The 16,050-nt window shown below is 68.6% G+C and carries 17 protein-coding genes and 1 pseudogene; 7 read left to right on the top strand and 11 right to left on the bottom strand.

Annotated elements, in window-relative coordinates:
* Positions 1 to 2: 2 nt before the first annotated feature.
* The 3 genes from AC0VYB_RS05120 to purU form a co-directional block, all read right to left on the bottom strand.
* The gene (locus tag AC0VYB_RS05120; RefSeq protein WP_009379265.1) at positions 3 to 425 is read right to left on the bottom strand and encodes a hypothetical protein; all 423 of its coding nucleotides are present in this window, start codon (positions 423 to 425) and stop codon (positions 3 to 5) included.
* Positions 412 to 2,058, bottom strand: coding sequence for a phenylacetate--CoA ligase family protein (locus AC0VYB_RS05125; protein ID WP_063249842.1), 1,647 nt, complete (start codon positions 2,056 to 2,058; stop codon positions 412 to 414). Before AC0VYB_RS05125 ends, AC0VYB_RS05120 begins: the two co-directional genes overlap by 14 nt.
* A 165-nt stretch (positions 2,059 to 2,223) precedes the next feature.
* Positions 2,224 to 3,075, bottom strand: coding sequence for a formyltetrahydrofolate deformylase (gene purU / locus AC0VYB_RS05130; protein WP_040342043.1), 852 nt, complete (start codon positions 3,073 to 3,075; stop codon positions 2,224 to 2,226).
* 159 nt (positions 3,076 to 3,234) lie between these two features.
* Here purU and glyA point away from each other — a divergent pair, with 159 nt between their 5' ends.
* On the top strand, positions 3,235 to 4,509 hold the full coding sequence (gene glyA / locus AC0VYB_RS05135; protein WP_009379272.1) for a serine hydroxymethyltransferase: 1,275 nt from the start codon (positions 3,235 to 3,237) through the stop codon (positions 4,507 to 4,509).
* A complete protein-coding gene (locus tag AC0VYB_RS05140; protein ID WP_259821100.1) occupies positions 4,509 to 5,390 on the top strand; it encodes a bifunctional methylenetetrahydrofolate dehydrogenase/methenyltetrahydrofolate cyclohydrolase in 882 nt (293 codons plus the stop codon). Before glyA ends, AC0VYB_RS05140 begins: the two co-directional genes overlap by 1 nt.
* Before the next feature lie 109 nt (positions 5,391 to 5,499).
* Here the strand turns inward: AC0VYB_RS05140 and AC0VYB_RS05145 are convergent, their stop codons facing one another.
* Complete coding sequence (locus AC0VYB_RS05145; protein WP_259821102.1) at positions 5,500 to 6,432, bottom strand: LysR family transcriptional regulator; 933 nt, start codon at positions 6,430 to 6,432, stop codon at positions 5,500 to 5,502.
* A gap of 72 nt (positions 6,433 to 6,504) precedes the next feature.
* Here AC0VYB_RS05145 and AC0VYB_RS05150 point away from each other — a divergent pair, with 72 nt between their 5' ends.
* Entirely contained in the window at positions 6,505 to 7,170 is a 666-nt protein-coding gene (locus AC0VYB_RS05150) for a LysE family transporter (RefSeq protein ID WP_186372584.1), read from the top strand.
* 81 nt (positions 7,171 to 7,251) lie between these two features.
* Here the strand turns inward: AC0VYB_RS05150 and AC0VYB_RS05155 are convergent, their stop codons facing one another.
* Positions 7,252 to 7,737 carry a GNAT family N-acetyltransferase gene (locus AC0VYB_RS05155; RefSeq protein WP_009379278.1) on the bottom strand — a complete coding sequence of 162 codons (486 nt, stop codon included), beginning with the start codon at positions 7,735 to 7,737 and terminating at the stop codon, positions 7,252 to 7,254.
* Positions 7,738 to 7,821: 84 nt separating this feature from the next.
* Here AC0VYB_RS05155 and AC0VYB_RS05160 point away from each other — a divergent pair, with 84 nt between their 5' ends.
* Entirely contained in the window at positions 7,822 to 8,652 is an 831-nt protein-coding gene (locus AC0VYB_RS05160) for an exodeoxyribonuclease III (protein WP_009379280.1), read from the top strand.
* On the opposite strand, the gene AC0VYB_RS05165 is transcribed toward AC0VYB_RS05160, so the two are convergent.
* The 4 genes from AC0VYB_RS05165 to AC0VYB_RS05180 form a co-directional block, all read right to left on the bottom strand.
* On the bottom strand, positions 8,627 to 8,956 hold the full coding sequence (locus AC0VYB_RS05165) for a DMT family transporter (protein ID WP_063249832.1): 330 nt from the start codon (positions 8,954 to 8,956) through the stop codon (positions 8,627 to 8,629). The genes AC0VYB_RS05160 and AC0VYB_RS05165 overlap by 26 nt on opposite strands.
* Positions 8,953 to 9,330, bottom strand: coding sequence for a DMT family transporter (locus tag AC0VYB_RS05170; protein ID WP_063249831.1), 378 nt, complete (start codon positions 9,328 to 9,330; stop codon positions 8,953 to 8,955). The genes AC0VYB_RS05165 and AC0VYB_RS05170 overlap by 4 nt, the downstream gene beginning before the upstream one ends.
* Positions 9,331 to 9,442: 112 nt before the next feature.
* On the bottom strand, positions 9,443 to 9,685 hold the full coding sequence (locus tag AC0VYB_RS05175) for a CstA-like transporter-associated (seleno)protein (RefSeq protein ID WP_144587987.1): 243 nt from the start codon (positions 9,683 to 9,685) through the stop codon (positions 9,443 to 9,445).
* A complete protein-coding gene (locus AC0VYB_RS05180) occupies positions 9,682 to 11,904 on the bottom strand; it encodes a carbon starvation CstA family protein (protein WP_009379288.1) in 2,223 nt (740 codons plus the stop codon). The genes AC0VYB_RS05175 and AC0VYB_RS05180 overlap by 4 nt, the downstream gene beginning before the upstream one ends.
* Before the next feature lie 245 nt (positions 11,905 to 12,149).
* Here AC0VYB_RS05180 and trpS point away from each other — a divergent pair, with 245 nt between their 5' ends.
* Positions 12,150 to 13,148 (top strand): tryptophan--tRNA ligase, encoded by a 999-nt coding sequence (gene trpS, locus AC0VYB_RS05185; protein ID WP_009379289.1) that lies wholly within the window; start codon positions 12,150 to 12,152, stop codon positions 13,146 to 13,148.
* Between the two features lie 79 nt (positions 13,149 to 13,227).
* Entirely contained in the window at positions 13,228 to 14,277 is a 1,050-nt protein-coding gene (locus AC0VYB_RS05190) for an App1 family protein (RefSeq protein ID WP_475385064.1), read from the top strand.
* On the opposite strand, the gene AC0VYB_RS05195 is transcribed toward AC0VYB_RS05190, so the two are convergent.
* The gene (locus tag AC0VYB_RS05195; RefSeq protein ID WP_475385065.1) at positions 14,261 to 14,746 is read right to left on the bottom strand and encodes an EamA family transporter; all 486 of its coding nucleotides are present in this window, start codon (positions 14,744 to 14,746) and stop codon (positions 14,261 to 14,263) included. The two genes, AC0VYB_RS05190 and AC0VYB_RS05195, sit on opposite strands and share 17 nt — an antisense overlap.
* Before the next feature lie 89 nt (positions 14,747 to 14,835).
* Positions 14,836 to 15,216, bottom strand: a pseudogene (locus AC0VYB_RS05200) (hypothetical protein); the annotation flags it as partial.
* 64 nt (positions 15,217 to 15,280) lie between these two features.
* On the opposite strand from AC0VYB_RS05200, the gene AC0VYB_RS05205 reads away from it, so the two are divergent.
* On the top strand, positions 15,281 to 16,036 hold the full coding sequence (locus tag AC0VYB_RS05205; RefSeq protein ID WP_144587982.1) for an ArsR/SmtB family transcription factor: 756 nt from the start codon (positions 15,281 to 15,283) through the stop codon (positions 16,034 to 16,036).
* The last annotated feature ends 14 nt before the right edge of the window (positions 16,037 to 16,050 follow it).

Raw genomic sequence — 16,050 nt, forward strand, 5'->3', positions numbered from 1 at the left:
GCTCACTCCTCGGAGATCGGGGTGAAGGAGTCGATCATGGCGAGGCGGCCGTCCTCGGCGCGGAACTCGCCGTTCGTGTAGCCCCACTCCTCGGCCTCGAGGAGGCGGATGAAGCCGCCGCGGGCCGGCGACTTCTCACCGTCGCCGATGAGCCAGTGCATGATCTCGACGTGTTCGGGGGTGCGCGCGAACCGCAGGAGGTCGTCTCGGGTCGCGAAGGCGACGAAGAGGCCGATGCGGTCGGGGAACTCGTAGTAGCTGCGATGCCAGAGGTAGCCCGGTGCCCGCCTCAGCGCCTTCGCCAGCTTCGGCCAGCGCCGGAGCTGGCCGAGCATGACGAGCGGGCTGCGGTACCGGTTGGCGCCGAGGAAGTACGCCCCGGCTCGGGCCTGCGGCGGGGCCTGTGAGAAGTCATTCGATCGCATTGCTCTCCCCTGACTGAGTTGCGGGTGCGGACGCGGACGCTGCAGGCTGCTTCTGGAGGTAGACGTTCTTGATCTTCGTCGATGCCTCGGCGAAGGGGCCGGTGCCGAAGTCGTGGATCTCGATCTCGAGCTCCGCGGTCGTCGGGTCCTCCTTCATGCTCTGCGCGAAGTCCCGGGAGACCGAGGCGAGGTGGCCGAGGACGCCGGTCCGGATCGTCTCGGCGAGTTCGGCTCGCTCACCGGCGGAAAGCGCCGGAGCGGTCTCGCGCAGCTGGATGTGCAGAGCCGGGCGGTGCTCGTGGTCGGGCAGTTCGCGCAGCTCGATCCGGAAGGACTCGATGAGGTGGGCGCGGGGGTTGTCCCGGTAGAGGCCGTTCTCGATGTCGAGGGGGTAGATGTTCGCGCCCATGTACGAGATCGTCGAGTCCGAGCGGCCGAAGAGGAGGACGAAGGGCAGCTTCATCCCGTTGCCGGAGAACGCCTGCGAGCATGCGCGAGCGAGGTCGGGGTGTCGGCGGGTGAGTTCGACCATCGTCGGGAAGTCGATGAGTCTCGCCTCGTCGCCGATGTTGTAGCGCAGCCTGGGACTCATCACCGACGCGGAGTTGATCGTCGCGACGAGCTCCCCGTCCTCGGTCGTCTCGAGGTAGGTCTCGAGCGGGTTGTACTGGAAGACCATGGGCACGCGGGACTCGTCGGGTCCGAGCACCTCGGCGCGGAAGTCGAGGTCATGGGCGAGCGCCCTGCGGATGACGACGGAGAGGTCGGACTCCCCGGCCATCCCGATCGTCAGGTCGGAGGCCCCGTAGCCGGAGTAGACCCGGTCGAAGCGCTGTTCGAGGTAGTCGCGCAGCCCCTCGGTCATCGCCTCACCGCCGACGAAGCCGCTCATCCGGTAGTCGTCCCAGGCGCCGGGCTCGGAGTCCATCCGGTCGACGAGATGCTTGAGGAACGGAGGATAGGCGCTGATGAGGTACGTGTGGTCGGGCCCGAAGTGACGCATCGTGTCGAGGATCTTCTCGAGGTCGGGCCCGGTGTTCTTGACCATCGCGACCTTCGCCATCGCCAGACCCGTGTTCGTCCCCGTCGCCCACGCGCCCATCGAGAACGCGTTGATGCAGAAGAGGTCCTTGTCCCCGAAGAGCATCGTCACGTACCCGGCGACGTTCTTGTGCACGGTGTCGAGTTCGCGCTTCGAGCGCATCCAGTTGAACGGTGTGCCCGAGGAGCCCGAGGACTCGTCGACGACCGTGCCCACCCGCTCGATCCTCCCGCCCCAGCACCGGTGTTCCTCAGAGTACTTCCGGACGAAGGCGTCCTTCGACGTCGGGGTGTAGGCCTCGAGGTCCCACCATGAGAAGGCGAAGCCGGTGCGCGCGAGGTAGTCCTGGTAGGCGGGGACGTCGAGGGAGGCCTGCTGGCAGATCATCCACGCGTTGAGCCGAGCGAAGGGCTCGAGCTTCGGCGAGTAGTGCCGGGCGGTGAAGCGCCAGATCGCCGGGTGCATCCGGTACGTCCCGTACGCGGCCGTCAGCCCGAGGTTCGCGGTCCGCAGCAGGGCCTGCCGGGCGAGGTTGACGGGTCCGCGCGGGATCGGCAGGCGGCGCAGGCCTGTGGGCTGAGTCTCACTCATACAGTGACAGTAGCCCAGCCCGGGCCCGCGCGGGCCGGCTCGGAGGGATTTGTGTCAGTTCCGCACCACGTCGCCGAGGTGGGGGTGCGGATCCCGCCGAGGCGCACGCCCCCGCATCCCGCCGAGGCGGGCCCCGTTCCCCGCCGAAGCGGGGCCTCGTTCCGCTCAGTCGAAGACGACCGTGCGGTGACCGTCCATGAGGACGCGCCCCTCGGCGTGCCAGCGCACGGCGCGGGCGAGGACGGCCGCCTCGACGTCCTGACCCTGGGTGATGAAGTCGGCGGTGTCGTGGTCGTGGTCGACACGGGCGACGTCCTGTTCGATGATCGGTCCCTCGTCGAGGTCGGAGGTGACGTAGTGGGCGGTCGCCCCGATGATCTTCACTCCCCGGGCGTGGGCCTGGTGGTAGGGCCGGGCGCCTTTGAAGCTCGGGAGGAAGGAGTGGTGGATGTTGATGACGCGGCCTTCGAGGGCCGCGCAGAGGTCGGGGGAGAGGATCTGCATGTACCGGGCGAGGACGATGAGTTCGACGTCGAGGTCGGTGACGAGGCGACGCAGCTCCGCCTCGGCGCTCTCCTTCGTCTCCGGGGAGATGGGGATGTGGTGGAAGTCGTGGCCGTGGAACTCCGCGAGCGGACGGAGCACGTCGTGGTTCCCGGCCACCCCGACGATGTCGATGGGCAGGCGGCCCGCACTCTGCTGGAAGAGCAGCGTGTTGAGGCAGTGTGCGGCCTTCGAGACGAGGACGAGGGTGCGGGTGCGCTTCTCACCCGGCTGCAGGCCGATCTCCATTGCGAAACGGTCGGCCACCTCGGACAGCGAGCCTTCGAGGTCTGCGGCGGTGACCGGGGTCGGTGTGGAGAAGGAGAGGCGGAGGAAGAACTGGTGCGAGTCGGGGGAGGAGAACTGCTGGGATTCGGTGATGTTCGCTCCGATTCCGGCGAGCACCCCGGTCACGGCGTGGACGATTCCGGTCGCATCGGGGCAGGTCACTGACAGTATCCATTCACGGCTCATGCCCGGAATCCTATCGTCGCCGGCCCTGCCGGCCGCTCACGTGTCCGGGATCCGGCAGGCGGTCGGCCTGAGCCGGGCGGGGGCAACGCTGTTAGCATTGCTTCGGAACGCGCGCGGGCCGGATCCGTGCCGCCAGTCCTCGACGCCACAGGAGTGCATATGTCCGACACCTCGCTGCAGGCTTCGCTTGCAGACATCGACCCGCAGATCGCCGAAGTCCTCGACCTCGAGTTGGGCAGGCAGCGTTCGACGCTCGAGATGATCGCCTCGGAGAACTTCGTTCCCCGCGCGGTCCTCGAAGCCCAGGGCTCGGTGCTGACGAACAAGTACGCGGAAGGGTACCCGGGCAAGCGCTACTACGGTGGCTGCGAGTTCGTCGACATCGCCGAGAACCTGGCGATCGACCGGGCCAAGAGCCTCTTCGGCGCCGAGTACGCCAACGTCCAGCCGCACTCGGGTGCCTCGGCCAATGCCGCGGTCATGCATGCGCTCGCCCGCCAGGGCGACAAGATGCTCGGCCTCTCGCTCGCCCACGGCGGCCACCTCACCCACGGCATGAAGATCAACTTCTCCGGCCGCCTCTACGACGTCGCCTCCTACGAGGTCGACCCCGACACGTACCGCATCGACATGGACAAGGTGCGTGAGCGCGCCCTCGAACACCGTCCCGAGGTCATCGTCGCCGGCTGGTCCGCCTATCCGCGCCAGCTCGACTTCCAGGCCTTCCGCGACATCGCCGACGAGGTCGGTGCGAAGCTCTGGGTCGACATGGCCCACTTCGCCGGGCTCGTTGCCGCAGGCCTCCACCCCAACCCCGTCCCGTTCGCCGATGTCGTCTCCTCGACGGTGCACAAGACGATCGGCGGCCCCCGGTCGGGCTTCATCCTCGGCAAGGAGGAGTACGCGAAGAAGCTCAACTCCGCGGTCTTCCCCGGCCAGCAGGGCGGTCCGCTCATGCATGTGGTCGCGGCGAAGGCCGTGGCGTTCAAGCTCGCGGCGACCGAAGAGTTCAAGGACCGTCAGGAGCGGACCCTGCGCGGCGCGCAGATCCTCGCCGACCGTCTCCTCGAGGCCGATGTCGCCGAGGCGGGGGCGACCGTGCTCACCGGCGGCACCGACGTCCACCTCGTCCTCGTCGACCTGCGCAACTCCGCCCTCGACGGGCAGCAGGCCGAGGACCTCCTCCACGAGGTCGGCATCACCGTCAACCGCAACGCCGTGCCCTTCGACCCGCGCCCGCCCATGGTCACCTCGGGTCTGCGCATCGGTACCCCGGCGCTGGCGACCCGCGGATTCGGCGACGCCGAGTTCACCGAGGTCGCCGACGTCATCGCCGAGGCGCTCAAGCCCGGTGCCGACGTCGAGGCGCTCGCCGCCCGGGTGAAGCGGCTCAGCGACGACTTCCCGCTCTACGAAGGTCTGGAGCAGTACTGATGGCCGCGCAGATCCTCGACGGCAAGGCCGTCGCCGCGCAGATGAAGGACGAGATGCGGGCGCAGGTCGGTCAGCTCGCTTCGCGGGGGATCGTCCCCGGTCTCGGGACGGTCCTCGTCGGCGACGATCCGGGATCGAAGTGGTACGTCGCCGGCAAGCACCGCGACTGCGCGGAGGTCGGCATCGAGTCGATCCGTCGCGACCTGCCCGCCTCGGTGACGCAGGAGGAGCTCGAAGAGGTCATCGACGAGCTCAACGCCAACGAGGCGTGCACCGGCTACATCGTGCAGCTGCCGCTTCCCGACCACATCGACACCGATGCGATCCTCGAGCGCATCGACCCGGCTAAGGACGCCGACGGACTCCACCCGACCAACCTCGGCCGACTCATGCTCAACGTGAGCCGCCCGATCACCACACCCCTGCCGTGCACCCCGCGCGGGGTCATCGAGCTCATGGTCCGCAACGGCATCGAGCTCGACGGCAAGCACGTCGTCGTCATCGGCCGCGGGGTCACCGTCGGCCGGTCGATCGGCTCGCTGCTCACCCGCCGGGAGTACAACGCGACGGTCACGCTCACCCACACGGGCACGCGCAACCTCCCCGAGCTGCTCAAGCAGGCCGACGTCATCGTCGCCGCCGCCGGTGCCCCGCGCATCGTACGGCCCGAGGACGTCAAGCCCGGTGCGATCGTCCTCGACGTCGGGGTCTCCCGTGAGGAGGACCCGGAGACGGGGAAGTCGAAGATCGTCGGTGACGTCGATCCCGGCGTCGCCGAGGTGGCCGCCTGGGTCTCGCCCAACCCCGGTGGGGTCGGTCCGATGACCCGTGCCCTGCTGCTGAGGAACGTCGTCGACACCGCGCAGCGCTCCGCCCAGTGACACCGACCCGGATTGTTCCGGGGACACTCGAACGGCCCGGATTGTTCCGGGGAACTGCAGACGGCCCGGCCGCCTCTCATGAGGTGGCCGGGCCGTTCGCTGTCTCTGCTCAGTCCCGCGTCGGGCCTGCGAGGAGCCTGCCCTGCTCCCGCAGGGCGTCGAGTCCCGCGCCGATGACCGGATGGGCGGCGCTGCCGGGACGGACGTGGGCGCGCAGAAGCCGATGGGGAATGGACGGGGAGTCGGGCCACGTCACCGGGATCCTCGAGACGGCGGCACCGGCCGGCAGGGAAGCGGTGCGCGGGAACAAGGCGATGCCGTGGCCGTGACCGACGAGCGCGGCGACCGCCGACCAGTCGAGCGCGTCGTGGCGCACGCGCGGGCGAAAGCCCGCCTGAGCGCAGAGGTCGGCGAACACCACCTGCTGGTCGCGGATATCGCCGGCCCCGATCCAGGTCTCGTCGGCCAGATCGGAGAGGCCGACGGAAATCGCGTCGGCAAGCGGGTGGGCCTCCCCGACGAGGATGTCGAGCGGGTCGACGAGGAGATCGTGCGCTTCGCCTCCCCGATCCTCTGCGGCCCCGACACGGTGAGAGCCGGCGACGGCGACGACGATGTCGGTCTCCGCGTCCGCGAGCATCCGGAACCGGTCCCCGATCGCGTCCTCGCGGATCTCCACTGCGATCCGCGGGTCGAGGTTGCGAAGGCGGTCGACGGCGGGACAGATGAGGGAGACGATCGCCGAGGCGATCCCGGAGATGCGCAGACGAGCGCCCTCGTCCGCGCGCAGGGTCGCGAGGTCCGCGAGCGTTCGCTCCCATTCGGCGTCGAGCGCCGAGGCATGGGAGAGGACGATCTCCGCCGCCTCTGTGAGACGGACATTCCGTCCGACGGGTTCGACGAGTTCGGCACCGACGAGGTGGGAGAGCTGCTTGAGATGCTGGGACACCGTCGACGGGGTGACATGGAGGGCGGCCGCGGCTCCCGTGACGGTCCCGACCTCGCGGACGGCTCGGAGAGTGCGCAGGCGCGGATCGATCATGGTGAAACACTACACAATGAATGGCGAAATCTTCGATAGACGCGAACGGTTCGGATGAGCCATCGTGGCCGTATGTGGCAGGCATTCGGACTCGGACTCTGGGCCGGCTACGGACTGGCGATCCCCGTCGGTGCCGTCGCCGTCCTCCTCATCCACCGCAGCGCGACCGCGACGCTGCGGCAGGGACTCGCGGCGGTCCTCGGGGCCGTGGCCGCGGATGCGCTCTACGCCGTGGCGGCGCTGCTCGGCGGCGCGGCCGCCGCCCGCCTCATCGCACCATGGCAGTCGGCGGTCACCGTCGCCGGTGCCGGTGTCCTCCTCGTCCTGGCCGCCCGCATCGCGATCGACGGTCTCACCCGCGACCCGGCGGATCCCGAACGCGGAACCGTCGGTGGTGGACCGAAGTGCGGCGACGGACAACCGCCTCGGACCGCGCCCGGGCGCGCCTGGCGTGAAGCGCTCCTCTTCTTCTCCCTCACCGCGCTCAACCCGTGGCCGCTGCTCTACTTCGTCTCGGTGGTCGTCTCCGGGGGGCTGCTGAGCGCGGGCACCGCATCCGAGGCCGTCGCGCTCCTGACCGGCATCATCCTCGCCTCTGCTTCGTGGCACTGCGTGCTTGTGCTCATCGGCCGCAGTGCGGGGAAGGCGCTCCTCTCCGGATCCGGCCGGCGGATCACTGCGATGGTCTCCGCAGCGGTCATCGCCGGTCTGGCGCTGCGGCTGCTCGCCTCGGGGTGAGCGGTGAGAGCGCGGACGACGACGGCCCGGTCACCTCGTTGGAGATGACCGGGCCGCGTGCGGCGCTCCGGGGGAGGCGCCTCAGTCCTGGTTGAGCTTGAGCTCGAAGAAGACGCGCGGGTTGCCGGGGCCCGCGTAGTCCTCGACGAGTTCGCCGCTGAAGCCCATCGACGAATGGAACGAGATCGCTCCGGTCTGCTCGGGATCCGTCGTCGCCTGCACCGTATCGCCGCCGAACTGGCGCACGTGGTCGAAGAACGCGCGGTAGAGCTCACGGCCGATGCCCAGGTGGCGGAAGTCCGACCGGGCGGCGACGAGGTGGATGTAGGCAGGCCCTCTGGCGGGGATCTCACCGAGCAGGTAGCCGACGATCTCCGAGCGGTAGCGGGCGACGAGGCCGGAGGCGACGAACTGGCGGAACCAGTACGCGTCGTGGTCGGCCCGCAGGTCGCGGTCTCCCCAGAAGTTCTCCTGCGCACTGAGGAGGAACTCGCGCATCTCGCGGGCGTCGACCTCATCGAGCGGACTGATGCTCAGCTCTTCCGGATCGAATCTCTCATCAGCCATTGCCCCTCCTCATGTGGTTCGTTCGTGCTCTCACTCTATAACGCCGGTGCGCGGAAGAGTACTTCGCTCTGCCATCATAGAGGAATGATCCGCATTGCCTCAGTCAACGTCAACGGTGTCCGCGCAGCATGGCGAAAGGGGATGCCCACCTGGGTCGATGCCTCCGCCCCCGACCTCATCACCCTCCAGGAGGTCCGTGCCGCCAACGACATCGCCCTCGGCGTCCTCGAAGGTGCGGGGTACACGACGATCAGCCATGACGCCGAGGCGAAGGGCCGTGCCGGAGTCGCCGTGATGGCGAAGGCCGAACCCCTCGCCACGCGGGAGGGCATCGGCTCCGACGGCTACTTCGACCGAGCCGGGCGGTGGCTCGAGACGGACTTCCGCCTCGGCGACGACACCGTGCTCACCCTCGTCTCCGCCTACGTCCACTCGGGTGAGGCGGGCACCCCGAAGCAGGACGACAAGTACCGGTTCCTCGACCGGATGACCGAGCGCCTTCCCGAGCTCGCTGCCGCCTCCGACCATGTCCTCGTCACCGGCGACCTCAACGTCTGCCACACCGAACGGGACCTGAAGAACTGGAAGGCGAACCGGAAGAAGGCCGGGTTCCTACCCGAGGAGCGGGCCTACTTCGACCGGTTCTTCGGCGAGGTCGGCTACGTCGACGTCCACCGGCAGCTGGCCGGCGACATCGACGGCCCCTACACGTGGTGGTCGATGCGCGGCCAGGCCTTCGACAACGACGCGGGATGGCGCATCGACTACCACATGGCCACCCCGGGGCTCGCGGCGACGGCCAGGGGAGCAAGTGTCGACCGGGCGAACAGCTGGGGCGAGCGCTGGTCCGATCACGCCCCGCTCGTCATCGACTACGCGATCCCCGAGCTCAGATCTGCGAGCCGACCTCGATGAGGAGGACGCCGACGATGATGAGGGCGATGCCGCCGATCATCACCCGGGTCAGCCGCTCCCGGAAGAGGACGCGGCCGGCGAGGGCGGTGAGGGCGACGCCCGTGGCCGCCCAGATCCCGTAGGCGACCCCGAGCGGGAACCCGGTGCGCAGGGTGAGGCTGAGCAGGCTGAAGGAGACGATGTAGCCGCCTGCCACGCCCGCGTACCATGCCTTCGATCCGCCGACCGAGGCCATGCGCAGGCAGATCGTCGCCGCGACCTCGAGGAGGATCGCGCCGATGAGGAGGATCCAGCCGACGATCATGCGTCCTCCCCTCGCCGAGGCGGCAGGTCGATGCGCGCCGACGCCGGCTTCTCCTCACCGCGGTGGCCGACCTCGACGAGAACGACCCCGGCCATGATGCAGACGATGCCGATGCCCATGACCGGGGTGATCGGCTCCCCGAAGAGGCCCGCCGAGGCGGCGGCGGTGAGCGCGACCCCGGCCGCGCCCCAGATCCCGTAGGCGATGCCCAAGGGCATCCCCGACCGCAGGGTGAGGCTGAGGAAGACGAACGCGCACGCGTATCCCAGCGCCATGAGGACATAGAGGGCGGGGTGCTCGAGGGCGGCCTTCATCGACAGCGTCCCCGTCACCTCGGCGAGGATCGCCCCCGCAAGAAACAGCCACGTCCGCATGCCTCCATCTTCGACGATGGGACGACGGGACGACAATCCGTCTCAGCAGCAGAGCTCTGCTGTGACAGAGCCCTGTCCCCGCGGCCGAAGTCGTCTCAGCCGCGGGGACGACTCAGCAGCAGCGGGCCTTCGGGTTGCGGTCCTGCTCGTCGGTGATGTCGCGCCAGAACTCGCGCTCACCCATCGCTCCCTCCCGGGTGCCGTGCCGGCGCTCGTAGGACTCGAGGTAGTGGATGTAGGCGTTCTCGCCCATGATCTCCTTGAGATACCACAGCATCCAGGCCCCGCCTCGGCGCAGCGACCCCCACGGGTCCCTGACGAGGCGGGTGAGCGGATGGGTCTGCGTGTCGGTCATGGCCGTGGCTCCGTGCCCGATCGTTCCTCCCACTGCGCCTGGACCTCGCGCTCGGCCCGGCGGGCGATGAGCCCGGCGGGGGCGAAGAGCTTCGACTCCGTGAAGGGCTCCTCACTCGTGGGCATCGAGCCCTTGCGGATGGCTTCGATCGACTTCCACAGCGCCATGACGACGACCATGGCAACAAGGAGGGCGAAGACGATCGAGAGCGTGCCCTGGACGAAGGTGTTGCGCACGACCGCGTTCATCGCCTCGACCCCCTGCGTGGCTCCGACCGAGGTCTCCCCGGCCGCGAGTGCGTCACGGTAGGTGAAGTGCTGGGCCCAGTAGCCGAGCTTCGGGTCCGAGGAGAAGATCTTCTGCCACGAGGCCGTCATCGTCACCACGAGATCCCATGCGAGCGGGATCCCCGGGATCCACGCATACCGGGCCAGACCCATCTTGCACACGATCGCGAAGATCACGGCGAGCGCGATCGCGGCGAGCAGCTGGTTCGAGATGCCGAAGAGCGGGAAGAGGGTGTTGATGCCGCCGAGCGGATCGGTCACGCCCATGAGGAGGATCGAACCCCACGCGCCGACCATGATCGCCGTCGTCAGCCAGGCGCCGGGCGTCCACGAGGGATCCCGGAAGCGCTTGGCGAAGTTGCCGAGCGCATCGCTGAGCATGAAGCGGGCGACGCGGGTGCCGGCATCGATCGTCGTGAGGATGAAGAGCGCTTCGAACATCACAGCGAAGTGGTACCAGAACGACATCCACGCCGGTCCGCCGAAGACGTTGTGGAGGATGTGCGCCATGCCCATCGCCAGCGTCGGGGCACCGCCGGTGCGAGAGACGATGCTCTCCTCACCGACATCGGTGGCCGCCTGCTGGAGGTACTCCGGGGTCGTCTCGACCCCGGACATGCCGAGCGAGTTGTTGATGAAGTCGGCCGCGCCCTGGACGGTGCCGCCGGTGAGCGGTTCGGCGGCGTTCATCGCGAAGTAGAGGCCCTTGTCGAGGCAGATCGCTGCGACGAGCGCCATGATCGCGACGAAGGACTCCATGAGCATGCCGCCGTAGCCGATGAGCCGGGCCTGCGACTCCTTCTCGATGAGCTTCGGGGTCGTGCCCGAGGAGATGAGCGCGTGGAATCCGGAGAGGGCACCGCAGGCGATCGTGATGAAGAGGAACGGGAAGAGGGCGCCGGCGAAGGCCGGGCCCGCGGTGTTGAACGCGAACTCCGTGAACGCGGGCATCTGCACGGTCGGGTTGACGATGAGGATGCCGACGGCCAGCAGCACGATCGTGCCGATCTTCATGAATGTCGAGAGGTAGTCGCGCGGGGCGAGCAGGACCCACACGGGCAGGACTGCGGCGAGGAAGCCGTAGATCATCAGGCACCATGCGAGGGTGACCTTGTCGAGGAGGAAGACCTCCGACCAGTACGGGGAGCTGTTGACCCACCCGCCGGCGACGATCGCCGCGACGAGGAGGACGATGCCGATGACCGAGGTCTCGACAACTTTGCCCGGTCGCAGGTAGCGCATGTAGACGCCCATGAAGATCGCGATCGGGATCGTCATGGCGATGGAGAACACGCCCCACGGGCTCTCGGCGAGCGCGTTGATGATGACGACGCCGAGGACCGCGATGAGGATGACCATGATGAGGATGATCCCGATCGAGGCGATGATGCCGCCGGTGCGGCCGAGCTCGTCGCGGGTCATCTGACCCAACGAGCGTCCGTTGCGTCGCATCGAGAAGAAGAGGACGAGGTAGTCCTGGACGCCGCCGGCGACGATGACTCCGAGGATGATCCACAGGGTGCCCGGCAGGTAGCCCATCTGCGCGGCGAGGATCGGGCCCACGAGCGGTCCGGCACCCGAGATCGCAGCGAAGTGATGGCCGAAGAGGACCCGGCGGTCGGTGGGAGCGAAGTCGCGGCCGTTGTCGTTGAGCTCAGCGGGCGTGGCCCGCCTGGGGTCGGGACGGGCGATCTTCCATTCGATGAACTTCGCGTAGAAGCGGAACGCGATGAGGTAGCTGCCGACCGCGGCGGCGACGAACCAGCTCGCCGACATCTCCTCGCCGCGGACGAAGGCGACCATCGTCCACCCGGCACCGGCGATGAGCGCGATGGCCACCCACAGCACGATCTTCGCCGGAGTCCACCGGGGCCTTTCGACCACCGCGACAGGAGGCAGGCTCTCCTCCGTCTTGACGTATTCAACCGACACTCGGTCCTCCTCATTGAGCTTGGGGCACTTCCGGTCACGAGTCGATCAGCGTCGTCGCAGGCAGCGGGTGCGAACCCGATCCTGAGAGTCGCCTTGGCGAATCATGTGTCCTTCATCGCCAGTGTACTCGCAGGTGTGGTCCGGATCTCACCCCCGCCTCGGCGAGGGGACGGACACTGTGGGGAACGGGCCGCACACACGCCCGCGATTGGCGGGGGTGAGCAGGTCAGAGGCATCATAGAGGCATGACGACACCTTCACTGCCCCGCACGGTCTCGGGCATCCAGGCCACCTCGGATTCCCTCCATCTCGGCAACTACATCGGAGCCCTGCAGCAGTTCGTCACCCATCAGGAGTCCCACGACGCCTTCTACTTCATCGCGAACATGCACGCGATCACCGTCGAGCAGGATCCCGCCGAACTGCGTGAGCGGACCCTGACCACTGCGGCGCAGTTCATCGCCGCCGGCCTCGACCCGGAGAAGTCGACGATCTTCGTCCAGTCCCAGGTCCCCGCGCACCCCCGGCTGAGCTGGGTGCTCGAGTGCACGACCTCGATGGGCGAGGCGACGCGGATGACGCAGTTCAAGGACAAGTCCGCCAAGCAGGGCCATGTCTCCCTCGGCCTGCTCACGTATCCGGCGCTCATGGCCGCCGACATCCTCCTCTACAACCCGCAGATGGTGCCCGTCGGGGAGGACCAGCGTCAGCACCTCGAACTCACCCGCAACCTCGCCGAGCGCTTCAACCACCGCTTCGGGCAGACCTTCGTCGTGCCCGAGGCGCAGATCCTCAAGGCGACGGCGAAGATCTACGACCTCCAGAACCCGGAGGCGAAGATGTCGAAGTCGCTGCCGTCCCCGCTCGGGCGCATCGACCTCCTCGACGAGCCGAAGGCCCTGACGAAGAAGATCAAGTCCGCCGTCACCGACGACGAGACGGAGATCCGCTTCGACCCCGAGGCCAAACCCGGCGTGTCCAACCTGCTCACGATCTACTCCTCGCTCACCGGTCGCCCCGTCGCCGACATCGTCGCCGACTACGAGGGGAAGATGTACGGCCACCTCAAGGTCGACCTCGCCGAGGTGGCGGTCGAGGCGCTCGCCCCGATGCGCGAACGCACCACCGAGCTCCTCGCGGACCGGGCCCAGCTGCAGCGCCTCCTCGACGCCGGAGCGGAGAAGGCGAATGCCATCGCCGAGGTGACACTGCGCGAAGTCTATGACAAGGTCGGTTTCATCTGATCCGACCTCGGCGCATCGGCGCCGGCGGTCGCAGAGAGCACTGACCACACCCTGACGACAGCGAGCCGGAGGATCACCCGTGGCCAAGAAGAAGCCCGACGAGGGACCGCTCAACCTCACGCCCGACATGCTCCACACCGCAGCCCGGCTCGAGGACCGGTTCAACCGCTGGATCCAGAATCGGGCGACCGATCAGAACTACCAGCGCACCGTGCTCGCCTACGACACGTACGGGGGCACAGACTGGGTGCGGGTCCTCGCCCAACTCGTCCTCACCCCGGACGGCCATCCGTCGGCCGACGCGCAGGCGAGCGTGCGCGGCTGGCGGTCGTTCGTGAGCGTGCCGCTGCCCAACGACACGGCGTGGGTGCGCATCAACGACGAAGAGCACATGGTCACCTCCGACCGCGGCGGGATCATCGACACGGTCATCCCCGGCCATTTCACCCCGGGGGAGACGGAGATCGAGCTGTGGACCGACGGCTCACTCGTCGACTCCGCGGCGGTGCGGATCATCGGGGAGGACTCGACGTTCGGGATCATCTCCGACATCGACGACACCGTCATGGTCACCTCGCTGCCGAGGCCGTTCCTCGCCGCCTGGAACACCTTCGTCCTCAGCGAGCACGCCCGCTCACCCGTGGCGGGCATGTCGGTCCTCTACGACCGGATCACCTATATGCGCCCCAACACCCCGATCCTCTACCTCTCGACGGGGGCGTGGAACTCGGCGACGACGCTCAAACGGTTCCTCTCCCGCAACCTCTATCCCATCGGGCCGCTCCTGCTCACCGACTGGGGGCCGACGACGACGCGCGTGTTCCGCTCGGGCAAGGAGCACAAGCGCAACACGCTCGAACGCCTCGCCCGGGACTTCCCGTGGATGAAGTGGCTGCTCATCGGCGACGACGGGCAGAACGACGAGGAGATCTACGGCGAGTTCGTCGAGAACCACCCGAACAACGTCGCGGCCGTCGCGATCCGCCAGCTCACCGTCGGCGAGGCCGTGTGGGCGGGCGGTCGCTCGAAGCGCCACGGCCGCGGCCAGGGCGTGCCGTGGATCTATGCGCCCGACGGCGCCGGTCTCGCGTCCCGCCTGACCGAACGCGGGATCATCTCGACCGTCTGAGCTCCGGCGGGCTGCCCTGGGGGACGAGGACGACGAGTCCGACCCCGACGAGGGTGAGCACGGTGCCCGTCCACTGGACGAAGCTCAGCCGCTCACCGAAGAGCAGCGCCGCCTCGAGGGCGGCCAGCGGGGGTGCGCCGAGGACGAGAGCCGAGACGTAGGCCGCGGAGCGCACGCGCACGAGGTGGACCATGATGAGCATCGCAAGGATCGAGATGCCGAACACCGACCACACGAGTCCGGCGAGGAAGGGCCAGCCGAAGTCAGCGCCCCGCTCGTCGGTGAGGATCGCCGCGACGAAGGCGACGCCTGCCGCTCCGAGGGACTGCCAGGCCAGGGTCGGCAGCAGAGGATGGGCGGCGACGCGCTTCTGCCAGATCGTGCCCGCGGACAGGCACGTGACCGCGGTGAAGGCGAGGACGATGTGGATCGGCCGCACCGGGCCCGCGGTCCCGAGAACACCGGGCACGAGGACGAAGGCGATGCCGACCAGCGAACCCCGACGCCGAGCAGAACGGCCTGATCAGGGCGCCTGCGCACGACGAGCGCGGTGACGACGAGGGTGAGCACCGGCTGCCAGCCGCCGACGAGGGCCATGATCCCGGCCGGAAAGCCGTCGACGACGGCGAAGTACGACAGGCACAGGTACGCGCCGTTCTGCAGCGCACCGATGAAGAGGAGCGTCCACACCGTGCGCACTCCTGAACCCGGCTCCGCGGACTCGGCACCGACGAGAGCGGCCGCCGGCTTCCACAGTCGCAGACGGTGGGGAAAGCGGGTGACGAGGTGGCGACAGACGACGCAGACGAGACCGAGGACGAGCGCCGCGCCGAGGAAGCGGCAGAAGAGGAACGTCTGCGGGGCATCGCCGATGGCTCGGGCGACGATGAAGCCGGTCGACCAGATGAGGACGAAGGTCACTGAGGCGAGGATCTGCATGCTCGAAGCCTAGGTCCGGGACACTTCGGAGCCGGCCGAAGTGTCCTGGGCGTAGACTCCGACCATGAGAAGCGCAGCTCCCGCCCCGGTCGTCGTCCCGCCGTTCTGGGAGCTCGCCCGGCTGCTCGCCGACCCGACCCGGGCGAAGGCCCTCGATCTCCTCCTCGACCGCTCGCGCACCCCGGTGTCCTATCTCGCGAGCTACTGCGGCGTGAGCGCGCAGACGATGACCGGTCACCTCTCCGTGCTCCGGGAGGCCGGATGGGTGAGTGTGCGGCGCAGCGGACGCTACCGCTATGTCGAGCTCGCCGAGAGCGTCCGGGCCGACATCGCCGTCGTCATCGAGCACCTCGGAGCGCTCTGCGCCCCTCCTGCGGTGACATCGCTGAACAGCAACCGTGAGTTGGCGGCGCTGTCACGGGCACGCACGTGCTATGACCACCTCGCGGGTCGCCTCGGCGTCGACCTCCTCGGCGTCCTCGTCGAACGCGGCGGCATCGACCGCGACGACGTCGACCCCGACGATCCCGATCGGGTGACCGGTGCCGACTGCCCCCTGCACCTCGGCGACGAGGTCGAGGCCGTGCTCGAGGACATGTTCGGCGTCCGCCTCGAGCTCCCACCCGGGCGCGGGCGGGGGATCGGAGCGTGCATGGACTGGTCGCAGCGGGAGATCCACTGCTCGGGCCGGTTCGGGCGGCGTCTGCTCGCCGTGTGCGAAGACCTCGCGCTGGTGCGCAGGCGCCCGGCGGGGCGATCGTTGGAGATCACCCCGCTGGGCGTCGAACGGTTCTCGGCTCTCGGCATCGACTGCGCGTGAGTCCGTGAGTCTGC

The organism is Brevibacterium sp. Z349TD_9 (genome assembly GCF_056173565.1).

What these genes read in the sequence shown, in the direction of transcription:
- AC0VYB_RS05120 (WP_009379265.1), bottom strand. Translation starts at nt 425, where the DNA reads ATGCGATCGAATGACTTCTCACAGGCCCCGCCGCAGGCCCGAGCCGGG.
- AC0VYB_RS05155 (WP_009379278.1), bottom strand. Translation starts at nt 7,737, where the DNA reads ATGGCTGATGAGAGATTCGATCCGGAAGAGCTGAGCATCAGTCCGCTC.
- trpS (WP_009379289.1), top strand. Translation starts at nt 12,150, where the DNA reads ATGACGACACCTTCACTGCCCCGCACGGTCTCGGGCATCCAGGCCACC.
- AC0VYB_RS05205 (WP_144587982.1), top strand. Translation starts at nt 15,281, where the DNA reads ATGAGAAGCGCAGCTCCCGCCCCGGTCGTCGTCCCGCCGTTCTGGGAG.
- AC0VYB_RS05165 (WP_063249832.1), bottom strand. Translation starts at nt 8,956, where the DNA reads ATGATCGTCGGCTGGATCCTCCTCATCGGCGCGATCCTCCTCGAGGTC.
- glyA (WP_009379272.1), top strand. Translation starts at nt 3,235, where the DNA reads ATGTCCGACACCTCGCTGCAGGCTTCGCTTGCAGACATCGACCCGCAG.
- AC0VYB_RS05170 (WP_063249831.1), bottom strand. Translation starts at nt 9,330, where the DNA reads ATGCGGACGTGGCTGTTTCTTGCGGGGGCGATCCTCGCCGAGGTGACG.
- AC0VYB_RS05140 (WP_259821100.1), top strand. Translation starts at nt 4,509, where the DNA reads ATGGCCGCGCAGATCCTCGACGGCAAGGCCGTCGCCGCGCAGATGAAG.
- purU (WP_040342043.1), bottom strand. Translation starts at nt 3,075, where the DNA reads ATGAGCCGTGAATGGATACTGTCAGTGACCTGCCCCGATGCGACCGGA.
- AC0VYB_RS05125 (WP_063249842.1), bottom strand. Translation starts at nt 2,058, where the DNA reads ATGAGTGAGACTCAGCCCACAGGCCTGCGCCGCCTGCCGATCCCGCGC.
- AC0VYB_RS05175 (WP_144587987.1), bottom strand. Translation starts at nt 9,685, where the DNA reads ATGACCGACACGCAGACCCATCCGCTCACCCGCCTCGTCAGGGACCCG.
- AC0VYB_RS05150 (WP_186372584.1), top strand. Translation starts at nt 6,505, where the DNA reads ATGTGGCAGGCATTCGGACTCGGACTCTGGGCCGGCTACGGACTGGCG.
- AC0VYB_RS05145 (WP_259821102.1), bottom strand. Translation starts at nt 6,432, where the DNA reads ATGATCGATCCGCGCCTGCGCACTCTCCGAGCCGTCCGCGAGGTCGGG.
- AC0VYB_RS05160 (WP_009379280.1), top strand. Translation starts at nt 7,822, where the DNA reads ATGATCCGCATTGCCTCAGTCAACGTCAACGGTGTCCGCGCAGCATGG.